Origin of the sequence: Streptomyces solitudinis, assembly GCF_036323765.1 — a bacterium.
GTDB lineage: Bacteria > Actinomycetota > Actinomycetes > Streptomycetales > Streptomycetaceae > Streptomyces.
Genome location: NZ_JAZDCW010000009.1, coordinates 1 through 17,035, shown reverse-complemented (window position 1 = coordinate 17,035; position 17,035 = coordinate 1). Strand labels below are relative to the sequence as shown.

18 protein-coding genes and 1 pseudogene are annotated in these 17,035 nt (G+C 71.2%); 14 read left to right on the top strand and 5 right to left on the bottom strand.

Going from position 1 to position 17,035, the window contains the following annotated elements; genetic code table 11:
* Nucleotides 1–156 precede the first annotated feature (156 nt).
* The 12 genes from V1J52_RS21200 (at nt 157) to V1J52_RS21145 (ending at nt 11,807) form a co-directional block, all read left to right on the top strand.
* Nucleotides 157–975, top strand: coding sequence for an SAM-dependent methyltransferase (locus V1J52_RS21200; RefSeq protein ID WP_330141528.1), 819 nt, complete (start codon nt 157–159; stop codon nt 973–975).
* On the top strand, nt 972–2,816 hold the full coding sequence (locus V1J52_RS21195; RefSeq protein ID WP_330141527.1) for a glycoside hydrolase family 15 protein: 1,845 nt from the start codon (nt 972–974) through the stop codon (nt 2,814–2,816). Before V1J52_RS21200 ends, V1J52_RS21195 begins: the two co-directional genes overlap by 4 nt.
* A gap of 139 nt (nt 2,817–2,955) precedes the next feature.
* Nucleotides 2,956–4,308 (top strand): histidine kinase, encoded by a 1,353-nt coding sequence (locus tag V1J52_RS21190; protein WP_330141526.1) that lies wholly within the window; start codon nt 2,956–2,958, stop codon nt 4,306–4,308.
* A complete protein-coding gene (locus tag V1J52_RS21185; RefSeq protein ID WP_330141525.1) occupies nt 4,301–4,723 on the top strand; it encodes a roadblock/LC7 domain-containing protein in 423 nt (140 codons plus the stop codon). Before V1J52_RS21190 ends, V1J52_RS21185 begins: the two co-directional genes overlap by 8 nt.
* A 26-nt stretch (nt 4,724–4,749) precedes the next feature.
* On the top strand, nt 4,750–5,076 hold the full coding sequence (locus V1J52_RS21180; protein ID WP_330141706.1) for a DUF742 domain-containing protein: 327 nt from the start codon (nt 4,750–4,752) through the stop codon (nt 5,074–5,076).
* The gene (locus V1J52_RS21175; RefSeq protein ID WP_330141524.1) at nt 5,057–5,656 is read left to right on the top strand and encodes a GTP-binding protein; all 600 of its coding nucleotides are present in this window, start codon (nt 5,057–5,059) and stop codon (nt 5,654–5,656) included. Before V1J52_RS21180 ends, V1J52_RS21175 begins: the two co-directional genes overlap by 20 nt.
* A complete protein-coding gene (locus V1J52_RS21170) occupies nt 5,653–6,897 on the top strand; it encodes a cytochrome P450 family protein (RefSeq protein ID WP_330141523.1) in 1,245 nt (414 codons plus the stop codon). Before V1J52_RS21175 ends, V1J52_RS21170 begins: the two co-directional genes overlap by 4 nt.
* Nucleotides 6,894–8,123 carry a cytochrome P450 family protein gene (locus V1J52_RS21165; RefSeq protein WP_330141522.1) on the top strand — a complete coding sequence of 410 codons (1,230 nt, stop codon included), beginning with the start codon at nt 6,894–6,896 and terminating at the stop codon, nt 8,121–8,123. Before V1J52_RS21170 ends, V1J52_RS21165 begins: the two co-directional genes overlap by 4 nt.
* Nucleotides 8,124–8,320: 197 nt before the next feature.
* Nucleotides 8,321–8,848 carry a LuxR C-terminal-related transcriptional regulator gene (locus V1J52_RS21160; RefSeq protein ID WP_330141521.1) on the top strand — a complete coding sequence of 176 codons (528 nt, stop codon included), beginning with the start codon at nt 8,321–8,323 and terminating at the stop codon, nt 8,846–8,848.
* Entirely contained in the window at nt 8,845–9,507 is a 663-nt protein-coding gene (locus V1J52_RS21155) for a hypothetical protein (protein ID WP_330141519.1), read from the top strand. Before V1J52_RS21160 ends, V1J52_RS21155 begins: the two co-directional genes overlap by 4 nt.
* The gene (locus V1J52_RS21150; protein ID WP_330141518.1) at nt 9,504–10,454 is read left to right on the top strand and encodes a hypothetical protein; all 951 of its coding nucleotides are present in this window, start codon (nt 9,504–9,506) and stop codon (nt 10,452–10,454) included. Before V1J52_RS21155 ends, V1J52_RS21150 begins: the two co-directional genes overlap by 4 nt.
* 510 nt (nt 10,455–10,964) lie before the next feature.
* Nucleotides 10,965–11,807, top strand: a complete 843-nt coding sequence (locus V1J52_RS21145) for an SDR family oxidoreductase (RefSeq protein ID WP_330141517.1) — start codon at nt 10,965–10,967, stop codon at nt 11,805–11,807.
* Nucleotides 11,808–11,935: 128 nt separating this feature from the next.
* Here the strand turns inward: V1J52_RS21145 and V1J52_RS21140 are convergent, their stop codons facing one another.
* The 3 genes from V1J52_RS21140 to V1J52_RS21130 are packed head-to-tail and all read right to left on the bottom strand — an operon-like array spanning nt 11,936 to nt 14,625.
* Nucleotides 11,936–12,829: a coenzyme F420-0:L-glutamate ligase gene (locus V1J52_RS21140; protein WP_330141516.1), complete on the bottom strand. Its 894-nt coding sequence runs from the start codon at nt 12,827–12,829 to the stop codon at nt 11,936–11,938.
* A 45-nt stretch (nt 12,830–12,874) separates the two neighbouring features.
* Nucleotides 12,875–13,912 carry a phosphotransferase enzyme family protein gene (locus V1J52_RS21135; protein ID WP_330141514.1) on the bottom strand — a complete coding sequence of 346 codons (1,038 nt, stop codon included), beginning with the start codon at nt 13,910–13,912 and terminating at the stop codon, nt 12,875–12,877.
* Between the two features lie 38 nt (nt 13,913–13,950).
* Nucleotides 13,951–14,625: an AP endonuclease gene (locus V1J52_RS21130; RefSeq protein WP_330141513.1), complete on the bottom strand. Its 675-nt coding sequence runs from the start codon at nt 14,623–14,625 to the stop codon at nt 13,951–13,953.
* Nucleotides 14,626–14,733: 108 nt separating this feature from the next.
* Between V1J52_RS21130 and V1J52_RS21125 the strand changes: the two genes are divergently transcribed.
* Nucleotides 14,734–15,261: a GNAT family N-acetyltransferase gene (locus tag V1J52_RS21125; protein ID WP_330141512.1), complete on the top strand. Its 528-nt coding sequence runs from the start codon at nt 14,734–14,736 to the stop codon at nt 15,259–15,261.
* Here V1J52_RS21125 and V1J52_RS21120 read toward each other — a convergent pair.
* Both V1J52_RS21120 and V1J52_RS21115 read right to left on the bottom strand, forming a co-directional pair.
* Nucleotides 15,212–15,670 (bottom strand): GFA family protein, encoded by a 459-nt coding sequence (locus tag V1J52_RS21120; protein WP_330141705.1) that lies wholly within the window; start codon nt 15,668–15,670, stop codon nt 15,212–15,214. The two genes, V1J52_RS21125 and V1J52_RS21120, sit on opposite strands and share 50 nt — an antisense overlap.
* A 163-nt stretch (nt 15,671–15,833) precedes the next feature.
* Nucleotides 15,834–16,211: a hypothetical protein gene (locus tag V1J52_RS21115; protein WP_330141511.1), complete on the bottom strand. Its 378-nt coding sequence runs from the start codon at nt 16,209–16,211 to the stop codon at nt 15,834–15,836.
* Between the two features lie 610 nt (nt 16,212–16,821).
* Here V1J52_RS21115 and V1J52_RS21110 point away from each other — a divergent pair.
* Nucleotides 16,822–16,971, top strand: a pseudogene (locus V1J52_RS21110) (transposase); the annotation flags it as partial.
* Nucleotides 16,972–17,035: the final 64 nt, after the last annotated feature.

The following is a 17,035-nucleotide window of genomic DNA, read 5'->3' as shown; positions in this document are numbered from 1 at the left end:
TGCACTCCTCCTCGAATCGTCGGCCGACGCTCCCATGACCCGGCTTCTCGTCCTTGACCGGGAGGCCTTCGACTGCCGTGCACGAAGCGCGCGCCGTGCCAGCGACGGGGCGATCCGCCGTATCGCCTGCGCGCGGCACAGGGCGGGGGTGCCGTCGTGAACCGGGTCATGATTCCTCCGGAGTACTTCGTGCGGCCGGTGGTCGCCCGGGTGCAGGACTTCCTGGACGGCGGCACCGACAACTACGCCGCCGACCGGGAGCTCGCCCGGGATCTCGTGGCTGTCGCGCAGTGGCTGCGGGGCAGTGTGCGTATCAACCGCGTCCACGGGGCCCGTGTCCTTGGTCACCTCGCCCGTGAGCTCGGCATCGACCAGGCCATCGACCTCGGCTGCGGCCTGCCGCACGACGAGCACATGCACGTGCCGGACGCGGTGCGCCGCATCGTCTACGTCGACAGCGACCCCGTCGTCGAAGCCCACGCGCGCATGAGCCTGACCGAGCGCACGGGCACCGCCTCGCTCCTGGCGGACTTGACCGACGTGACCGCCCTCCTGTCCGCTGCGCCGATCAGGCGCCTCGACCACGACCGGCCGATCGCGGTGCTGCTGCACGACGTCCCTCCGTGGCTCGACGACGACACCGCACGCACAACCCTGCAGGCCCTGCATGCCCGCCTCCCGCCGGGGTCCGTGCTGTCCCTCACGCACGCCACCGGCGACTTCGCTGCAGATACGCAGATGCAGCACCTGGCCGAGCTCTACCGGGAGGCCGGGATCCCCTTCTGGCCCCGAAACCGCACGACCCTTGCGATGCTCCTCGGCCCGTGGACGTTGCCGGGAGACCGCGGGCTCGTGACCACCGCCGCCTGGCGGCCCCCTGGCGTCGCCTTCAGCCAGCCGCTGTCCGTGCATACCTGGCTTGACCACTCCCACGCCTACGCCGCACTCGCCACGACCGGAGAACGGACCACATGACCCCCCAGCTCAAGAGCGCTCGCCCGCTCATCGAGGACCACGCGCTCATAGGCGACATGCAGACCGCTGCCCTGGTTGCCCGCGACGGCAGCATCGACTGGATGTGCCTGCCCCGCTTCGACTCCGGCGCCACGTTCGCCGGCCTGCTCGGCACGGACGAACACGGGTCCTGGCGAATCGGCCCCGCCACCCCCGCGGGCGCGCCCGCCCCCGGCGCGGACCGCCGCCGGTACCGGGGAGAGACGCTCGTCGTCGAGACCGAGTGGGACACGGCCACCGGCACGGTCCGCGTCCTGGACTTCATGCCGCCCCGTAAGGGGCGCGCCCCGCAGGTGATCCGCATTGTCGAGGGTGTCAGCGGCGCGGTGGAGATGCAGTCGAGGCTCTCCCCGCGCTTCGGCTACGGCAAGCGACTGCCGTGGATCCACGACACGGGCGGGCGTACGGCTGCGATGTCCGGGCCGGACGCGCTCTGGCTCGACACGTCGGTTCCCGGCTGGGAGAAGGACGGCGTCGTGCACCACGCCTTCACCGTCACGGCCGGCGAATGCGTGGCCTTCGCCTTGAGCTGGCAGCCCTCCCACAGCCCGGCCCCGCAGGTCCCCGACGCGGAGGGCGCCCTGATCACCACGAGCTCCTTCTGGAAGGACTGGGTCGGGCAGCTGGTCTACGACGGCCCCCACCGCGAGGCCGTCGTCCGCTCCCTGATCACGCTGAAGGCGCTCACCCACGCCCCGACCGGTGGAATCGTCGCCGCCCCCACCACCTCCCTGCCCGAAGAGCTCGGCGGGGTGCGCAACTGGGACTACCGCTACGTGTGGCTGCGGGACGCCGCGGTCACCCTGTCCGCGCTGCTGCGGACCGGCTACCGCGATGAGGCCGTGGCGTGGCGGCGGTGGCTGCTGCGCACGCTGGGGGGCGATGTCCACAATCTGCAGATCATGTACCGGCTGGACGGCGACCCGAACATGCCGGAGCAGCTGCTGGGATGGTTGCCCGGCTACGAGGACTCCAGTCCGGTCCGGGTGGGCAACGAGGCCGTCGAGCAGCTGCAGCTGGACGTGCCTGGAGAGGTCATCGAGACGCTCGCCCTGGCCCACGAGCACGGCGTCGCGCGGTGCGAGAGCACCGAGGGCCTGATCCTCAAGCTCGTCGGCTACGTCCGCGAGCACTGGCGCAAGCCCGACGACGGGATCTGGGAAGTGCGCGGCGGGCGCCGTCACTTCACCCACTCCAAGATCATGTGCTGGGTCGCGGTCGACCGTGCCGTGCGCCTCGTCGAGCAGGGCGTGCTCGACGCCGATCTGGACGCGCTGGTGCGCTTGCGCGACGAGATTCACGCCGAGGTGTGTGAGCGGGCCTACGACCGGGCCCGCAACACCTTCACGCAGGCGTACGGGTCTGCGGAACTGGACGCCTCGCTGCTGCTGCTGCCGCACACCGGGTTCCTGCCGGCCGACGACCCGCGCGTGGTCGGCACGGTCGACGCCGTCCGCCGGGAACTGGCTCCCGACGGGGTCCTGGTCCACCGGTATCTGACGGAGGGCCCCAGTGTGGGAAGGGACGGGCTCCCGGGCGGCGAGGGTGCGTTCTTGCTGTGCTCCTTCTGGCTGGTCGACGCGCTCGCGCACACCGGCCGCCTGGCCGAGGCCGAGGAACTGTTCGAGCGGCTGCTGGCGCTGCGCAGCGACCTGGGCCTGCTCGCCGAGGAGTACGACCCGGTGACCGGTCGGCAGTTGGGGAACTTCCCGCAGGCGTATTCGCTGCTGGGTCTGGTGAACACCGCCGTCCTGCTGCACAACCGGCGCAAGGCCGCGGCCGTGCCGGTGATGGCCGCGTGAGCCGAGCGGTGAACGCTCCCGCCGTGTACTGCCGGCCCCTGCCCTTTGCCCGGCCTGCCGGGCGCCGCTCCGCGGCCGGCCTCGGCCGCGCCGTTGCCTCCTGCCGCGCACAGCCGACCCCCACGTGTGAGGACACTCCATGCTCGATCCACAGGTGACCGTAACTGCCCTGCTTGGTGCCGGTTTCGTCGCCACGTCGGCAGGACTCGTCGTGCAGACCCGCAGCAAGCGGGCCCTGGCCGTCCGGGGCGCCTGGGCGGAGCAGCAGCGTGATGCCGCGGAGCAGCAGCGTGATGCCGCCGCCGCCCACGGTGCCGCGCTGGAGAGGGAAGTGCGGCACTTCGCCGAGGGGACGATGCCCGCCCTGGTGGATGTCCTGGCGCGCGGGTACCGCGGTGTGCCCGTCCCGGGCCTTGGCCAGGAGCAGCTCGCCGGCACCGCTGTCGACCTAGCTCATCAGGCTGTCCGGCGGATGCTGCAGGAGGCCGTGTCCGTCACGCGCGAGCAGATCGGGCGTGCGGCCAGGTCCTCGGTGCGGGACATCATCGACGAGGCGCAGACCCGTCTGCACCGCTGTCAGATGTCCGTCCTGCAGGAGATGGAGCGCCACCCCGACGGCACCGCGTACCACCAGAGCCTGATGAACTTCGATCACCTGGTCACCCAGGCTCTGCACACCCTCCAGCGCACGCGGATCCTGACCGGATCGTGGCCCGGTCTGCAGCGCGCGGACTGCACCGTGCGCGAGGTCGTGGAATCGGCCCGGGGGCGGATCAGCGACTACCTGCGGGTCTCCTACACCTACGAGCCGGGCACCGGGGAGACCTGGCTGGAGGGACGCGTGGTCGAGCCGGTCACCGTCGCGCTCACGGAGCTGCTGTCCAACGCCACCGCGTACTCCTCGGGCAAGGTCTACGTCGAGGTCCAGGTCGTCCAGACCGGGCTCTGCTTCTTCATCGACGACGGCGGTCTGAACATGAACGCCTTCCAGCGCGAGGAGGCAACCCGGCAGCTGGCGCAGCGGGAAGTGCTGGACGTCACCAACGTGCAGGACTCCGGCCAGCTCGGGTTCGCGGTCATCGGCCGTCTGGCCGGCGAGTACGGCTTCGTCGCCGATGTCACCAGCACCTCCCCCTTGGGCGGCCTCCGCGCTGTCCTGCGTGTCCCGCGGGCGCTGTTCGGGCACGGCCCGAGTGATGAGGAGATCCAAGCCGAACGGCATGCGGCCATGGCCCTCACCACCCAGGCCCCCCTCACCCCTGCCTCCCTCTCACCCGCCGGTGACGGCCGCACCCCGCCAGCGGAGACCACCGGCCCCGCAGGACTGCCGCAGCGGCGCCGGCGAGCCGCCCGTACTGCGGAGCCCGCCCGTGACGGCGCGCCCGCGCCGGCGGATGACCCCGATGCGTTCTCCGCCGGCCTCGCCCACCTGGGGCGGACCATCCACGACACCGAGACGCACACCCTCGAAGGAGACCAGCCCCATGCCTGAGCAGCAGCCCACCGCCGACACCCACGACATGACCTGGGTCCTCACCCGTCTCACCGAGGAGAAGGACGTCCTGCACGCCGTTCTCTTCACCACCGACGGCCTGGTGCTGGCCCACTCCAAGGAGCTGCACCGCGACGTGGCCGACCCCGCCGCCGCCAGCTCCTCGAGCCTCTTCTCGCTGGGCCGCAGCCTCGCGCAGTTCACCCAGACACCCCCCGACACGGCCCCCCGCAAGATCATCATCGACCTTCCAGACGCGTGCGTTCTCATCTTCGGAGCCGGACACAACTCGGTGCTCGCCGTCTCCATCCGCGCGGAGATGACCGAACCCGAGGTGGCGGTCGCGTCCGCGGCGACCATCAAGACCATCAAGGGGCTGGCGCCCGCCCTGTCCGCGCGCGCCAGGACCTCGTGACGCCCCGCGGACGCAGGCGTGCCGGAATGGTGCGGCCCTACACGCCCACCGGGGGCAAGGCCGCACCCACCCGTCGCACCCTGGATCTGGCCACGCTCCTGATCGCCGACCCGGACAAGCCCCTGGCCGGGCTGGACGCTCACTCCCACCGGCTGATGCAGCACTGCCTGCCCGGTGTGCTGTCGGTAGCCGAGGTAAGCGCCGATCTGCAGCTTCCGGCCGCCGTGACCAAGGTCCTCGTCGCCTCGCTCGTCGACAGCGGCCACCTCCTCAGCCGCAACCCCGTGCCCGCCGCTCAGCAGAACGACCGGCATCTGCTGGAGAGGATTCTCGATGCGCTCCACAAGCTCTGAAGGCCGCTACCTGGCGCCCGGGGTCGACCAGTCCGTCAAACTCCTCGTGCTCGGCCCGTTCGCCGTGGGCAAGACCACCCTCGTCAGCGCCGTGTCCGAAATCGAGCCGGCCTCGACCGAGGAACGCATGACGCGGGCCGGTGAGACGGTCGACACCCTGCGCGGCCTGACGGACAAGACCACCACCACGGTCGCGCTCGACTTCGGCCGGCTCACCCTGACCGACGACATCGTGCTCTACCTGTTCGGCGGCCCCGGCCAGCCCCGGTTCAGCTTCATGATCGACGAGCTGATGCACGGCGCGCTGGGCGGCGTGGTCCTGGTCGACACCGCCCGGGTCACCGAGTCCTGGGACGCCATGGAGCGCATGGAGGAAGCCGGCCTGCCCTACGTCGTCGCGGTCAACACCTTCGACCACTCCCCCCGCTACGGCGAAGCCGAACTGCGCCAGGCCCTGGACCTGCACTCGTCCACCCCCCTGGTCATGTGCGACGTGCGGCGCAGGGAGTCGGCCAAGACCCCACTGATAGCACTCGTCTCCCACCTGCTGTCCCGCCCCAGCCTGGAGCCCGCCCCATGACGACGCCTCCCCCGCTCTCCGCCAGCGGCTGCCCCATGCTGCACGGCGACACGTTCGCCGCCCGCCCGAACGCCGTCTACGAGCAACTGCGCACCCAGGGCCCGGTCGGCTGGGCTGAGATCGCCCCGAACGTGCACGCCCTGGTCGTCACCCAGCACCGCGCCGCCGTCACCCTGCTCAACGACGCCCCTACCTACTCCAAGGACTCACGCCTGTGGGCGGCCCTGGCCGCCGGTGAAATCCCCCAGGACAGCCCGGTCCTGGGCATGATGAGCTGGCGGCCCTCCGTCCTCTACACCGACGGCGAGGAGCACGTCCGCCTGCGCCGGGCCATGGACGACTGCATCGCCCGGATCGACCCCCACCGGCTGCGGGACATCACCCGGCGCAGCGCGCTGTCGCTGATCGCCCGCGTCATCGGCACCGGCCGGGCCGAGCTGATGAGCGACTTCGCCGACGTGGTGCCCATGCTCGTCTTCGCTGAACTCCTGGGCTGCCCACCCGAGATGACCCACCGGATGGTGCGCGCCTGCCAGGACCTCATCGGCGCCGGCCCCGAAGCGGCCCAGGGCGCCCAGGACTTCGCGGGGCTGCTGTTCGAGCTCATCCAGCTGCGCCGTACGCAGCCCGGCCAGGACCTCACCTCCTGGATGATCAACCATGCGGCCAAGCTGAGCGACGAAGAGGCACTCAACCAGCTCTTCTGCGCCGTCGGCGCAGGCATCATCCCCGTCGCCGCCTGCACGGCCTGGACCCTGCACCTGCTCCTGCGCGACGACGAGCACGCCGGCAGTCTCGCCGCCGGCACCCTCACCGTGCGCCGGGCCCTGGAGAAGTCGCTGTGGGAACGCGCGCCGATGGCGAACTTCTCCGTCCACTTCGCCCGCGGCGACACCCACCTCCACGGCGTGCCCCTGCCGGGCCGCGTCCCCATCCTGATCTCCCACGCGGCCGCCAACACCGACCCGTCGCTGCCGCAAGACCACGGCTACGACAGCCGCGCCCACCTCGCCTGGTCCACCGGCCCGCACCGCTGCCCCGCGATCTCCCAGGCCACCACGATCGTGCAGACCGCCGTCGAGACGATCCTCGACCAGCTCTGGGACATGACGCTGAGCGACGACAACCCCGAACCCCCACTGCGCCACGGACCCTTCCACCAGTGCCCGCAGTCGATGCCCGTCACCTTCCGCCCCAAGCCGCACGACCGTCTTCCCGCCAACGCAGGAGGTTTCTCGTGACCAGCACAACCACCCCGGCCGTCACCCTCGACAGCAGCGGCGGCCGCCGCCTGTTCACCCAGGCCGACGAACTCCGAAGCGCTGGCCCCGCCGTCCTGGTCCGCCTGCCGGACAACGTGACGGCCTGGTCGGTCACCCGCGGAGACGTCGCCAAACGGCTCCTGACCCACCCCGACGTGTCCAAGGACGCCCGCACGTCGTGGCCGTCCCACACCCCCGGGTCCATACCGTGGCTGTACGCCTGGGTCGACGTCGTCAGCATGTTCACCTCCGACAGCGACGACCACAAGCGCCTGCGCCAGCTGGTCAGCCGTGCCTTCACCCCCGGCCGGGTCGAAGCGATGCGCCCGGTCCTCCACGCCATCGTCACCGACCTCCTGGACAACCTGGCCGGCCAGGACCGCAGCGTGCCCCTCGACCTGCGCACCCACTTCTCCTACCGGGTGCCCACCCGGCTGATCTGCGACCTGTTCGGCGTACCCGCCGACCAGCGCCCCGAGATGCTCCGTGTCATCGACTCCGTCCTGGCCACCGACGTCACCGCACAGGAAGCCGAAGCCACCAAGCACAACCTCTACCAGGCCATGCAGACGCTCATCGACATCAAGCGGGACTCACCGGGCGAGGACATGACCAGCCTGCTGCTGGCCGCCCACGAGAAGGACGGCGACCGGCTCAGCCACATCGAGCTGATCTCCACCCTGATCCTGATGATCGGCGCCGGCAGCGAAACCGCCGTCGCCCTCATCAACGCCGCCGTGCGCGAGCTCCTCACCCACCCCGACCAGCTGGCGACCGTGCTGGCCGACCCGGCGCGCTGGCACGACGTCATCGAGGAGGCCCTGCGGCTGCACCCGCCGATCATGCACCTCCCCCTGCGCTACGCCACCAAGGACATCGACCTCGGCGAGGACGCCACCATCGCGGCCGGCGACGCCATCCTGATCGGCTTCGGCGCCCCCGGCCGCGACCCCGACATCCACCAGGACCCCGCGGCCTTCCGCATCGACCGGGCCGACAAGGACCACATGGCCTTCGGCCACGGCATCCACTACTGCCTGGGCGCACCGCTGGCCAGGCTCGAAGCCGAGGTCGCGCTGCCGGCACTGTTCGACCGGTTCCCCCAGATCGCCCTGGCCGCCCGCCCCGAGGACCTCGAACCGCAGCGGTCCTTCATCGGCAACGACGTCACCGCCCTGCCCGTCCTGCTGGAGGCCGCGCCGTAGGGCGGACCCGATCGCACACCGGGCGGGGCGGCCCTCTCACCGCCCCACCCGGCCCGCCCCGCCCTCCCTGCCCCCGACCACCACCAGTTCCTCTGCGACCGGGACCCCAGATGACCACCGCTCCACCGATCACGCCCCTCACCGAACCGCACAAGCGCGCAACCGCGCCCCTGCCCTCCGCGACCCAGGAACCCTCGATGACCACCGCCACGACCGCCCCCATCACCCCCATCACCCCCGCCCAGAAGCGGATCGCCGCCCACCTGGTGTGCGGACTGACCAACAGCGAGATCGCCGGCAAGGAGCAGCTGGCCCACGACACCGTCAAGTCCCACATCCGCACGATGCGCCAGAACCTGCGCTGCCCGCAGCGCTCCTCCCGCCCGGTCCTCGCTCACACCCTCCTCCGCCACGCGCAGGTGTCCCCGCCCCCGCTCCCTGCGGGGTGCGGGGCTTTCGAGGCGGACGAAGACGACCAGCGGCTCATCCGCGCCATCGCCGAGCACTCCCGCCCGGCCGACATCGCCCGCGCCGCAGGCATGACGCAACGGCACCTGCGCGACCGCGCCAACGACCTCGCACACCGGGCGGGCGCCGCCGACACCACGCATCTGGTCGCCCTGGCCCACACCCACGGCATCCTCAACAGCGAAGGAACAGCCGCCACGCAGCCCCCGGTCACCGCCCCCCAGGAAGCAGCGGTCTCCGAGGGAGACTTCCAGTGAGCCAGAACCCGCATCCCGCGCTGGAGCCCGACGCCCCGGCCACTCACGCTTCCGTCTACCTGGTGCGGCCGCTGGCCAGCGACGCCGAGCGGGACGAAGCCGCCGCTCTCGTCGAGGACCGCCGCAGCTGGCTCACCCGCCGCGGCCTGCCCCTCCCCGCCCGCCTGGACACCCCCGCGCTCTACCGGGACGCCCAGAGCGCAGCAGTGGGGCTGTTCGAAGACGAGGACCTGCTCAGCTGCCTGATCCTGGACCCGCGCCCCGACCTCCGGCGCTGGGGAACCAACGGCGCAGGCCCCAGCCTGCTTCTGCGCGAGGTCCACACCCTCCCGGGACGCCCGGACAACGCCATCCGGCTCCTCACCCTCTGGGCTGCCGACTACGCCGCGCGTCTCAACCTGCCCTGCGTCAGAGCAGAGGCACCCGCCCGATACCCCCTCAACGTCGACCCCATCACCCGCGTCCTGGACCGCCTGCGGCACATGGGATGGGAGATCCGCGGAACAGGACCCGGCGCCGACGGCGACCAGGCCGCCCTCCTGGAACTGCGGTCCCAGCTCCATCCACGGCTCACGCCGCTCGTCGGCTGCATGGTCCCGCTCGCCCTCTCCGGCTCATCAACCGACAGCCCCGCATCAAAGGGAGCGACCCAGCGATGACAAAGCCACCGCGACTGCCCCCCACCGCCGCGCATCGCCTGACCGGCCCGCCCACGCACGCCTGGCCGTTCGCCGCACCGGGCCCCGCGCACCCGTGGATCCCGCACGACCGCACCGTCGCTATCGCATGTGGCCGCTACTTCGACGCCGTCCGGGTGCGCGCCGACATAGCCGCACCAGCTCTCCGACGCCTCGGAAGCCGCACCGGGCCCATCCTCGCCAACGACATCACCCGCATCTGGTGGTTCCTCCTGACGCCCGGCAAGATCAAGCACGGCCTGTGGAGCCCCGGGGTCCGGGTCCTGCGCCCCGGCACAAGGATCGGCATCCCGCCCCTCCACATCACCACCGGCAAAGACGTGCGCTGGGTGATCGCACCAGGCCACGGTGACACCACCCCCGACCAGCTCTACGAGTCTCTGCCCACCGCAGCAGTCCCCTCGCTCTCCGCAGACCGCCCCGGCACACGCCAGCCCTCCCGCACACAGCAACGCGGCGGACAACCGCGGCCCCTCACACCCGCGCAACTACGCGTCGGCAAACGCCTCCTCGCCGGAGACACCGTGCAGGAAACGGCCGACGAACTCGGAGTGTCCGTCCCCACCATCCGCGAGCACCTGTTGGGCATCAGCCACCGGGCTGGTGGCACCACCTCAGCCGGCCGCGCCACTGCCCTGCTCACCGGACGGCACCTGCCCCCGCCGTCGACCGACGAGATCGCCGCACCTGCCTTCACCGCGCTCGACCTGGCGGTCCTGCACGTGCTCGCCGAGGTCTCCACCGAGGCGACCCTCCCCGCAGAGATGCGTCTCAAGCCCGCTCTCACGGCGTACGCCGCCAGCCTTCGTCACCGGACGGGCGCCCGGAGCAACGCCCACCTCGTGGGCCTGGCCTACGCCTGGGGCCTGCTGGCTCCCACAGCCGAGCGCGGGAGCCAGGCTCCATAACCGCGCTCCCGGCCGGAGCCACTCCGCCCTCTTCACTGACCTCACCACGACGGGCGGCGCGCCATGCCGAGACCAAGATCAGCGAAGCCGGAGCGCAACGAGCAGCTCGGCTGGCAGGAAGCGGTGGATGAGGGCGGTGCCGGGCGCCACGATGGTGAAGTAGTCGTCCAGGCGGACGACTCCGAGCGTACCGGGCGGGCCCCACGGTCGACGCCGTAGTGGGCCAGCGCCCGCTGCGGCGCCCCGCGGGCGATGTGCGGGACACCGGTCAGCGAACGGGGCGAGCGCGCCGGCCTCGGGGAGGCGGTGCGCGGACAACCGCCTGCCCGCCCACCACCGTGCCCGGCCCAAGGAACAGAGCGCCCGCCCGTGCGTCCCGCGCCGGGGCCCAGCCCGAAGACGTGGCCGCCGCCAATCGTCCTCCTCCCGACTCAGCCGAGTTGCCCGAGGATCAACGGATCCCGCCAAAGCCGCTCTGGGCGGCACCCGTCGCCCGTAACGTGCAGCGGCATGACTGTGCTGATCATCGGCGGCAGCGGCTTTCTGGGGGCCGAGCTGGTACGCCAGGCAGTGTCCGCGGGCCAGCGCCCGGCCACCACCTTCCACTCCCGCCCCGGCAGCGACGACGGAGCGGCGTGGCATCACCTCGACCTCCGTGACCCCGCCCGTCTAGAGGAGGTTCTCGACACAGTGGTTCCGGCCGCGGTGATCAACGCGACGAGCGGCGGCGCGGACTGGGCGGTCACCGCCGAAGGCGGTATCCACCTCGGCCAAGCCGCAGCCAAGCGCAGCATCCGCCTGGTGCACGTCTCCAGCGACGCGATCTTTTCCGGCACGGGCCGCGACTGGTACGACGAGTCCTGCCTACCGGATCCGCTCACCCCGTACGGGGCCGCGAAGGCGGCCGCCGAGACCGCCGTACGCCTCCTGTGCGCCCACGCGGCCGTCGCCCGCACCTCACTGATCATCGGCAACGGCCGCTCCGAACACGAGCAGCTGGTGCACGCGCTGGCCGACGGCATCCGGCAGGGCGCCTTGTACACCGACGACATCCGCTGCCCCGTACACGTGGCAGACCTGACCGCCGCCCTGTGGGAGATCACTCGATCCGAAGCCTCCGGCGTGTTCCACCTGGCTGGCCCGGAGGCCCTGAGCCGCTACGAGCTGGGCGAGCTCATCGCCCGCCGCGACGGCCTCGACCCCGACCGGCTGCCCTCGGCGCGCCGCTCCGATACGGGACTGCCCGGCGGGCTCGACGTACGACTCGACAGCCGCGCCACCCAGCAGAAGCTGCACACCCGGCTCCGCGGCGCCCGCGAGTTCCTGAGCGGAAACGCCGTAGAGCTGACCTGAGAGGCACGCTTCCCGACCCTGTGGACGAGGGGTACAGGTTTCGCAGGGCGGCCTTCGGGCAACCGCGGAGGACGGCGGTCCTTTGACCGACTCGATATTGCTCCCGACTACGCCGGTGATCAGCAGCGTCACGGCCGGTGGTGGAGCATCGCCGTCACGCCGCCCTCCTCTCTGGCCTCGTCGGAGATGCCGCGTAGGACCGCGGCCGGGGCCCCGCGGCCTCGCTGGCCGAGGATGATTCCGGCGGCGGCTGCGATCAGGTCAGTGAGCGCTTCTTCCTGTCGCTTGCCCTCGTGGTCGGTAATCCGCAGGGGTGCCACGCCCGCCGCGCCGATCGAAAGGACGGTGACCCCCCGCCGGTCGGCGCGGCCGTCGAAGTCCGCAATCGCCACGGCGACTTGGGCGCCGGTGTGGGTGATCAGGGCATCACGCAGGGCGCGGGCGGAAGCATCGGGGGCCGCTGGCAGCAGCCACGCACCCTCGGTGCCGGCGCGGTCGATCCCGGCCGAGGTGAAGATCCACTCGGCGGGGATGCCGGCCCGCTCCATCGCCAGGACGAATCCGGTGCTGTGTTCCAGGTAGTGGTCGCGGAAGAGCAACGCCCAGCCGTCGAAAGCCTGCTGCGGAGTAGTGCTGTAGCGCTCCAGCAGCGGCATGGCGGCCCGGATGCCGTCCAGTTCGCTGTCGGTGTAGGGCAGGGCGCGGGCGGACAGTGCGTCGTGGAGTTCGGCGGCGAGCCAGCCGGCGCCGGGGGTGGGATCGATCAGGATCTCCACGGCGGCCGGAGCAGGGAGCTGAAAGCCCAGCGTGCGCGGCGCCTGGGGCGGCAGTGTCTTCCACCGCACCGTCACCAGGAAGTGCGAGTCGGGGCTGGCGAGGTGGATCGCGTTGTGGTCTGCCTGGTGGCACTGAAGCTGATGCCGCTCGGCAACTGCGGTAGCGGCGGCGATCACCGCGGCGGAGTCGACCGGTCCGCGCAGGACCGTCCAGTCGCCCTCGGCCAGCAAGGCTGTCGTGGACATCGTGCCTTCCCTGTCTCTCTGGCACCGGCCGTCGGCCGAGAACGGTCAGCGGCTGCGGGACACCTGGGCGAGTGCGGTTTCGACGTCGGCCAGGTTCTCCAGCAGCCGGTGGGCGGCTGCGTGCCGCAGCAGCCAGAACTGGTCCAGGTCGTCTTGGAGGAGGCCCGGCCGCAGGTAGTGCTGCTTGACCCCGTACAGGCTGGTCATCAGCTGCAGCAGCGCCACGCGGGCGCACGCGGTGACGTCGGCTGCCGGCAGGTGGGGGTTGGTGTCCAGGTAGGCGGCCACGAGGTTCACGCCGGCGGCGATCCAGTCGTCGTTGAGGACGACGGCGCGCGGGTCGAAGGCGATGCGGCCCAGTTCGTAGGCGACCAGGAACGGGTCCGGGGGGAGGAAGTCCAGCACGGCGGTCAGCGTGTCGCCGTCGAAGAGCAGGTTGACCGCGGAGTAGTCGCCGTGCAGGACCTGACAGGTGAGCTGGGGAAGGCCGGCCAGGAGTTCGGGGATGCGGTGCAGCACCGCGCGCCGCTCGGCCAGGGTCCGAAGCGCGGCTTCGTCGAACGCGTCGCGCTGCGCGCGCTCACCCGCGATGCCCAGCAGCTTGACGGTGGTGGCTTCCAGTTTGTCGATGTCCGGGTGCATCCACTTGTCGAGCTTCGACGACGGGTCGGCCCCGGCCGGGTGATCGGCGAACGCCACATGGATGCGGCCCAGCGCCGCGCCGGCGGCACGCTGCTGGGCAGGGTTCAGCCCGGTCTCGACGACCGTGCCGGACACCCACTCCCACACGGAGACCGCGACGCGGTCCTGGGAGACGATGCTGCGTCCGTCGGTCGAGCGCCGCACCCTGGCCACCGGGACCTGGTGCGTGCCGGCCAGGGCGGCCTGGTCGACCGCCTGCTGCTCAGCCGCCAAGTCCGCGCCGTTCTGGTACCGCTTGACGAACAGCACTTCATCCCCGGCCTGGGCACGGTAGTTGACGGTGACCTGGCCGATCGGCAGCCGCTGAAGTACCACGGCGGGCAAGGCGTAGGCGCCTGCGAGGACCGAGGCGAGATCAGCGTGCGCGTCCGGGTCCAACACGACCCCTCCTTGTAACCTGTCGTGACCGGAGGGACACTCTATGGTCTCGCCGGGGAGGTGGAACCATACTCGGCCCACCACCGGCAGGCGGACCGGTATCGCTCCAGGCAAGCCTGCGCGGTGCGGCGCCGGCCGGTCCACTCCACGGCGAGCTCGATGCCATGCCCGCCCGCGATCCGTTGCGCGGCCCGCGCAGCGACCATCCTGTGCCCGGCCGTGTCCAGTCCGAAGCCGTCGTCGGACAGATGCACGACCCGGGCGAACCCGAGAACCCGCTGCAGCGCGGCATCCGCGCCTGGGCCTGCGGACGGTACGGCAGCGGCCAGTTGCGCGGTGTCGGCCAGCAGCCGCAGGCGGGGCCATCGCTCCAGCAGCACCTCCAGCGCGTTCAGCGCGGCGGGCTCGAGCCAGTCGGGGTGGTGGAGCTCGACCAGCAGCGGGAGTTCGGCCTCCGGCAGCTCGCCACCGTGCATGGCCTGAAACAACCGGCCCCACGGGACGGTGCGGCCCAGCAGCCGCACCCACCCGGCGCCCAGCATCACCCCGGCGGCATCGAGCCGCTCCAGCTCCGTCCGGGCGCGGGCTCGTGCTTCCTCGTCGGCGGTGAACAGGTCGGCCAGGTCCAGATTCGCCGTCACCCCGGTGACCGGCGCCAACTGCCGTGCGCACCGGCTCACCGCCCTGACCACCACCCTCCCGCAGGTCCAGTCCATCCGATGCCGCACCCTCCTCGCCCGAGTCCGCACAGCCGCCGGTCGGCAACTGCGCACCGCCGGACACAGTGATGCGCTCGACGCCCTGCGCACGGCACTATCGTCACCATGACCTCGCTGCTCCAAGCCGCCCCCGAATGGACGCTCACCGCCGTCCCCTACGGCAGCCCCGACGCCCGCGCGCTCGCCCATGCCCTCCACCAGGAGCAGCTGGCCACCTACGGCACCGCCGACGACCCCGAAGCCACCGAGGAGGCGGAATTCAACGCCCCCAGCGGCCTGTTCCTCGTCGCCCGGTTCGGGGACGGACCGGCACTGGCCTGCGGCGGCTGGCGCACTCTCAACGCCTCGGCTGCCGAGATCAAGCGGATGTACGTGGCGCCGGCCGCTCGCGGGCAGGGACTCGGGCGCCGGATCCTCGCCGCTCTGGAACAGGACGTGCTCGGCCGCGGCCCCACCGAGATCCTGCTGGAAACCGGCATGCGCAACGTCGCCGCCCTCGGCCTGTACGCCGCATGCGGCTACGAGCCGATCCGCTCGTACGTCCCCGGCCGCAACCCCGGGATCAACCGGGCACTGAGGAAGGTCATCCGGCCGCAGCCGGCGTCCCATCCCCCCGCCGGCCTGCTCGTGTAGCACGCGCCTCAGGCCCAGGATCCGGTGCGGGTGACGGGACGAGGGTGATGTGCATCCACGGCACGGCGTGCTCGCGGAAGGAGTGGCCCAGTGGTTCGATGCCGCTCTGGTCAGCGAGGCTGAACCCGGTGACCATGGCCATGTCGGAGTCGTCGGCGATGGACACGAGCTGCGATCCGCAGTCGGGACAGAAGCCGCAGCGAAGGGTGGGGTAGGGGTACCACCATTTCGGCTCGCCGCCGGAGCCAGTCCAGCTCAGCGAGTCCTTGGGGAACCCCACCCATAGCACGGCGGGCCCGCCGGACACCCGAGTTTCTCGCTCACAGGAGCACAGGTGCGGGTCGTCCGGAATGCCGCTGACCTGGTAGGAAATGTGGCCGCACGCGCAGTGCCCTGTCCGGACATGCATCTGGGGACCGGTGGTGGAGGCGGTGTTCGGCGACAGGCTGTGGGCAGGCTCGGTCGGCAGCGGCGCAGTGGGTGCGGTCTGCTTGCCGGCAGCAGGCGATGAGCTGGTCATGGGAGTCCTCGCTTCGAGGTGGGCCCGGCCTCCTGGGGTCGGGCAGGGACTGTCAGAGGGCGAACGTGTCGAGGGCCGGTTCGGTGATGGGCTGGCGTACGGCTTTGGGGATGCCGAGCCGGTTGCGGGCTTGGTGGAGGGCGGTGAGCTGGTCGGCGGCCGGCTCGCCCCAGTCGAAGAGCTCCAGGGTCTGTTCGGGTGTGGCCAGGATGCGGATGTAGGTGCGGCCGGTGGCCGGATCGACAGGCGCAGGCCCCAGGCGGGTGAGCGCGGCGGCGTACCGCAGGCGGGAGCACGTTTCGTCGTGGGCGGCAAGGTGCCCGATGAACAGCGGTTCCCCGATGTCGGCTGCGGCCTCCTCGTGGATCTCCCGGCGCAGTGTGAGCAGAGGGTCGCCGCGGTCCTGGAGTTCGGGAGTGCCGCCGGGCAAAGCGAGCGGGTTCGTCGCGAACTGGAGCTGGAATCCAGGGAACCCACGCGTGAGTGGCCACTCTGGAAGGGAGAGTATGGCGGGTTGCGCTCCTCGCGGCGGCTGGGCTCCGGCGCCACGGTCTCGGGCCGCACCGAGTTGGGCGGAGTTCTCTACAGCACGGGGAGCCGGAGGTTCAGCTGTCCACCGAGCGGGACTCGTAGCGCGCTCAGGACGTGTCCCGTCTCAGTTCCGCCGCAGTATGGCTCAACCAGCACTTCGGAGTGCCTCACGACCATCTCATCTGCGCCGCGACACCAACGACAAGATTGTCGGTCCAGCATGACGACTTCCGCATCTCTACCCGCCACAGCCCCCGTGGCTCGGTCGGAACCGGCCTGGAACTATCTGGTGTCGGCGTACACGTGAACGCGGCTCTGGCAAGATTTTCGTAGGCGGAGAACATCGCGGTGCAACGGTCGGCCGGTCCGTTAGCGTCGGCGCAGGTGGGCGATCAGGACGACGCGGTGGCGGAGAAGAGAGACGCTGGCACGTCCGGCCGTGATCCGTTTCTGCAGCTTGACGTCGGCGATGCGGCCTTCGTTGACTCCGGAGTTGTAAGGGGTCGTAGCGTGACCACGACGCCGTGGTCGCCGCGCTCACACTCCCGTACAGCAACGGCCCCACCGAAGGCGTCAACACCAAGACTAAGCGCATCGCACGCCAGATGCGCGGGCGAGCAGATTTCGCACTCTTCCGCCACCGCATCCTCCTCGGATAGAACCACTCTGCGTCACCACCGAATGTGGGACAGGGCCGTTTACTGGACAGACCCTCCCGTGTGG

Coding starts and splice junctions, on each gene's coding strand:
- V1J52_RS21150 (WP_330141518.1), top strand. CDS start 9,504: ATGACAAAGCCACCGCGACTGCCCCCCACCGCCGCGCATCGCCTGACC.
- V1J52_RS21125 (WP_330141512.1), top strand. CDS start 14,734: ATGACCTCGCTGCTCCAAGCCGCCCCCGAATGGACGCTCACCGCCGTC.
- V1J52_RS21160 (WP_330141521.1), top strand. CDS start 8,321: ATGACCACCGCCACGACCGCCCCCATCACCCCCATCACCCCCGCCCAG.
- V1J52_RS21145 (WP_330141517.1), top strand. CDS start 10,965: ATGACTGTGCTGATCATCGGCGGCAGCGGCTTTCTGGGGGCCGAGCTG.
- V1J52_RS21170 (WP_330141523.1), top strand. CDS start 5,653: ATGACGACGCCTCCCCCGCTCTCCGCCAGCGGCTGCCCCATGCTGCAC.
- V1J52_RS21140 (WP_330141516.1), bottom strand. CDS start 12,829: ATGTCCACGACAGCCTTGCTGGCCGAGGGCGACTGGACGGTCCTGCGC.
- V1J52_RS21130 (WP_330141513.1), bottom strand. CDS start 14,625: ATGGACTGGACCTGCGGGAGGGTGGTGGTCAGGGCGGTGAGCCGGTGC.
- V1J52_RS21180 (WP_330141706.1), top strand. CDS start 4,750: ATGGTGCGGCCCTACACGCCCACCGGGGGCAAGGCCGCACCCACCCGT.
- V1J52_RS21120 (WP_330141705.1), bottom strand. CDS start 15,670: ATGCATGTCCGGACAGGGCACTGCGCGTGCGGCCACATTTCCTACCAG.
- V1J52_RS21195 (WP_330141527.1), top strand. CDS start 972: ATGACCCCCCAGCTCAAGAGCGCTCGCCCGCTCATCGAGGACCACGCG.
- V1J52_RS21190 (WP_330141526.1), top strand. CDS start 2,956: ATGCTCGATCCACAGGTGACCGTAACTGCCCTGCTTGGTGCCGGTTTC.
- V1J52_RS21185 (WP_330141525.1), top strand. CDS start 4,301: ATGCCTGAGCAGCAGCCCACCGCCGACACCCACGACATGACCTGGGTC.
- V1J52_RS21175 (WP_330141524.1), top strand. CDS start 5,057: ATGCGCTCCACAAGCTCTGAAGGCCGCTACCTGGCGCCCGGGGTCGAC.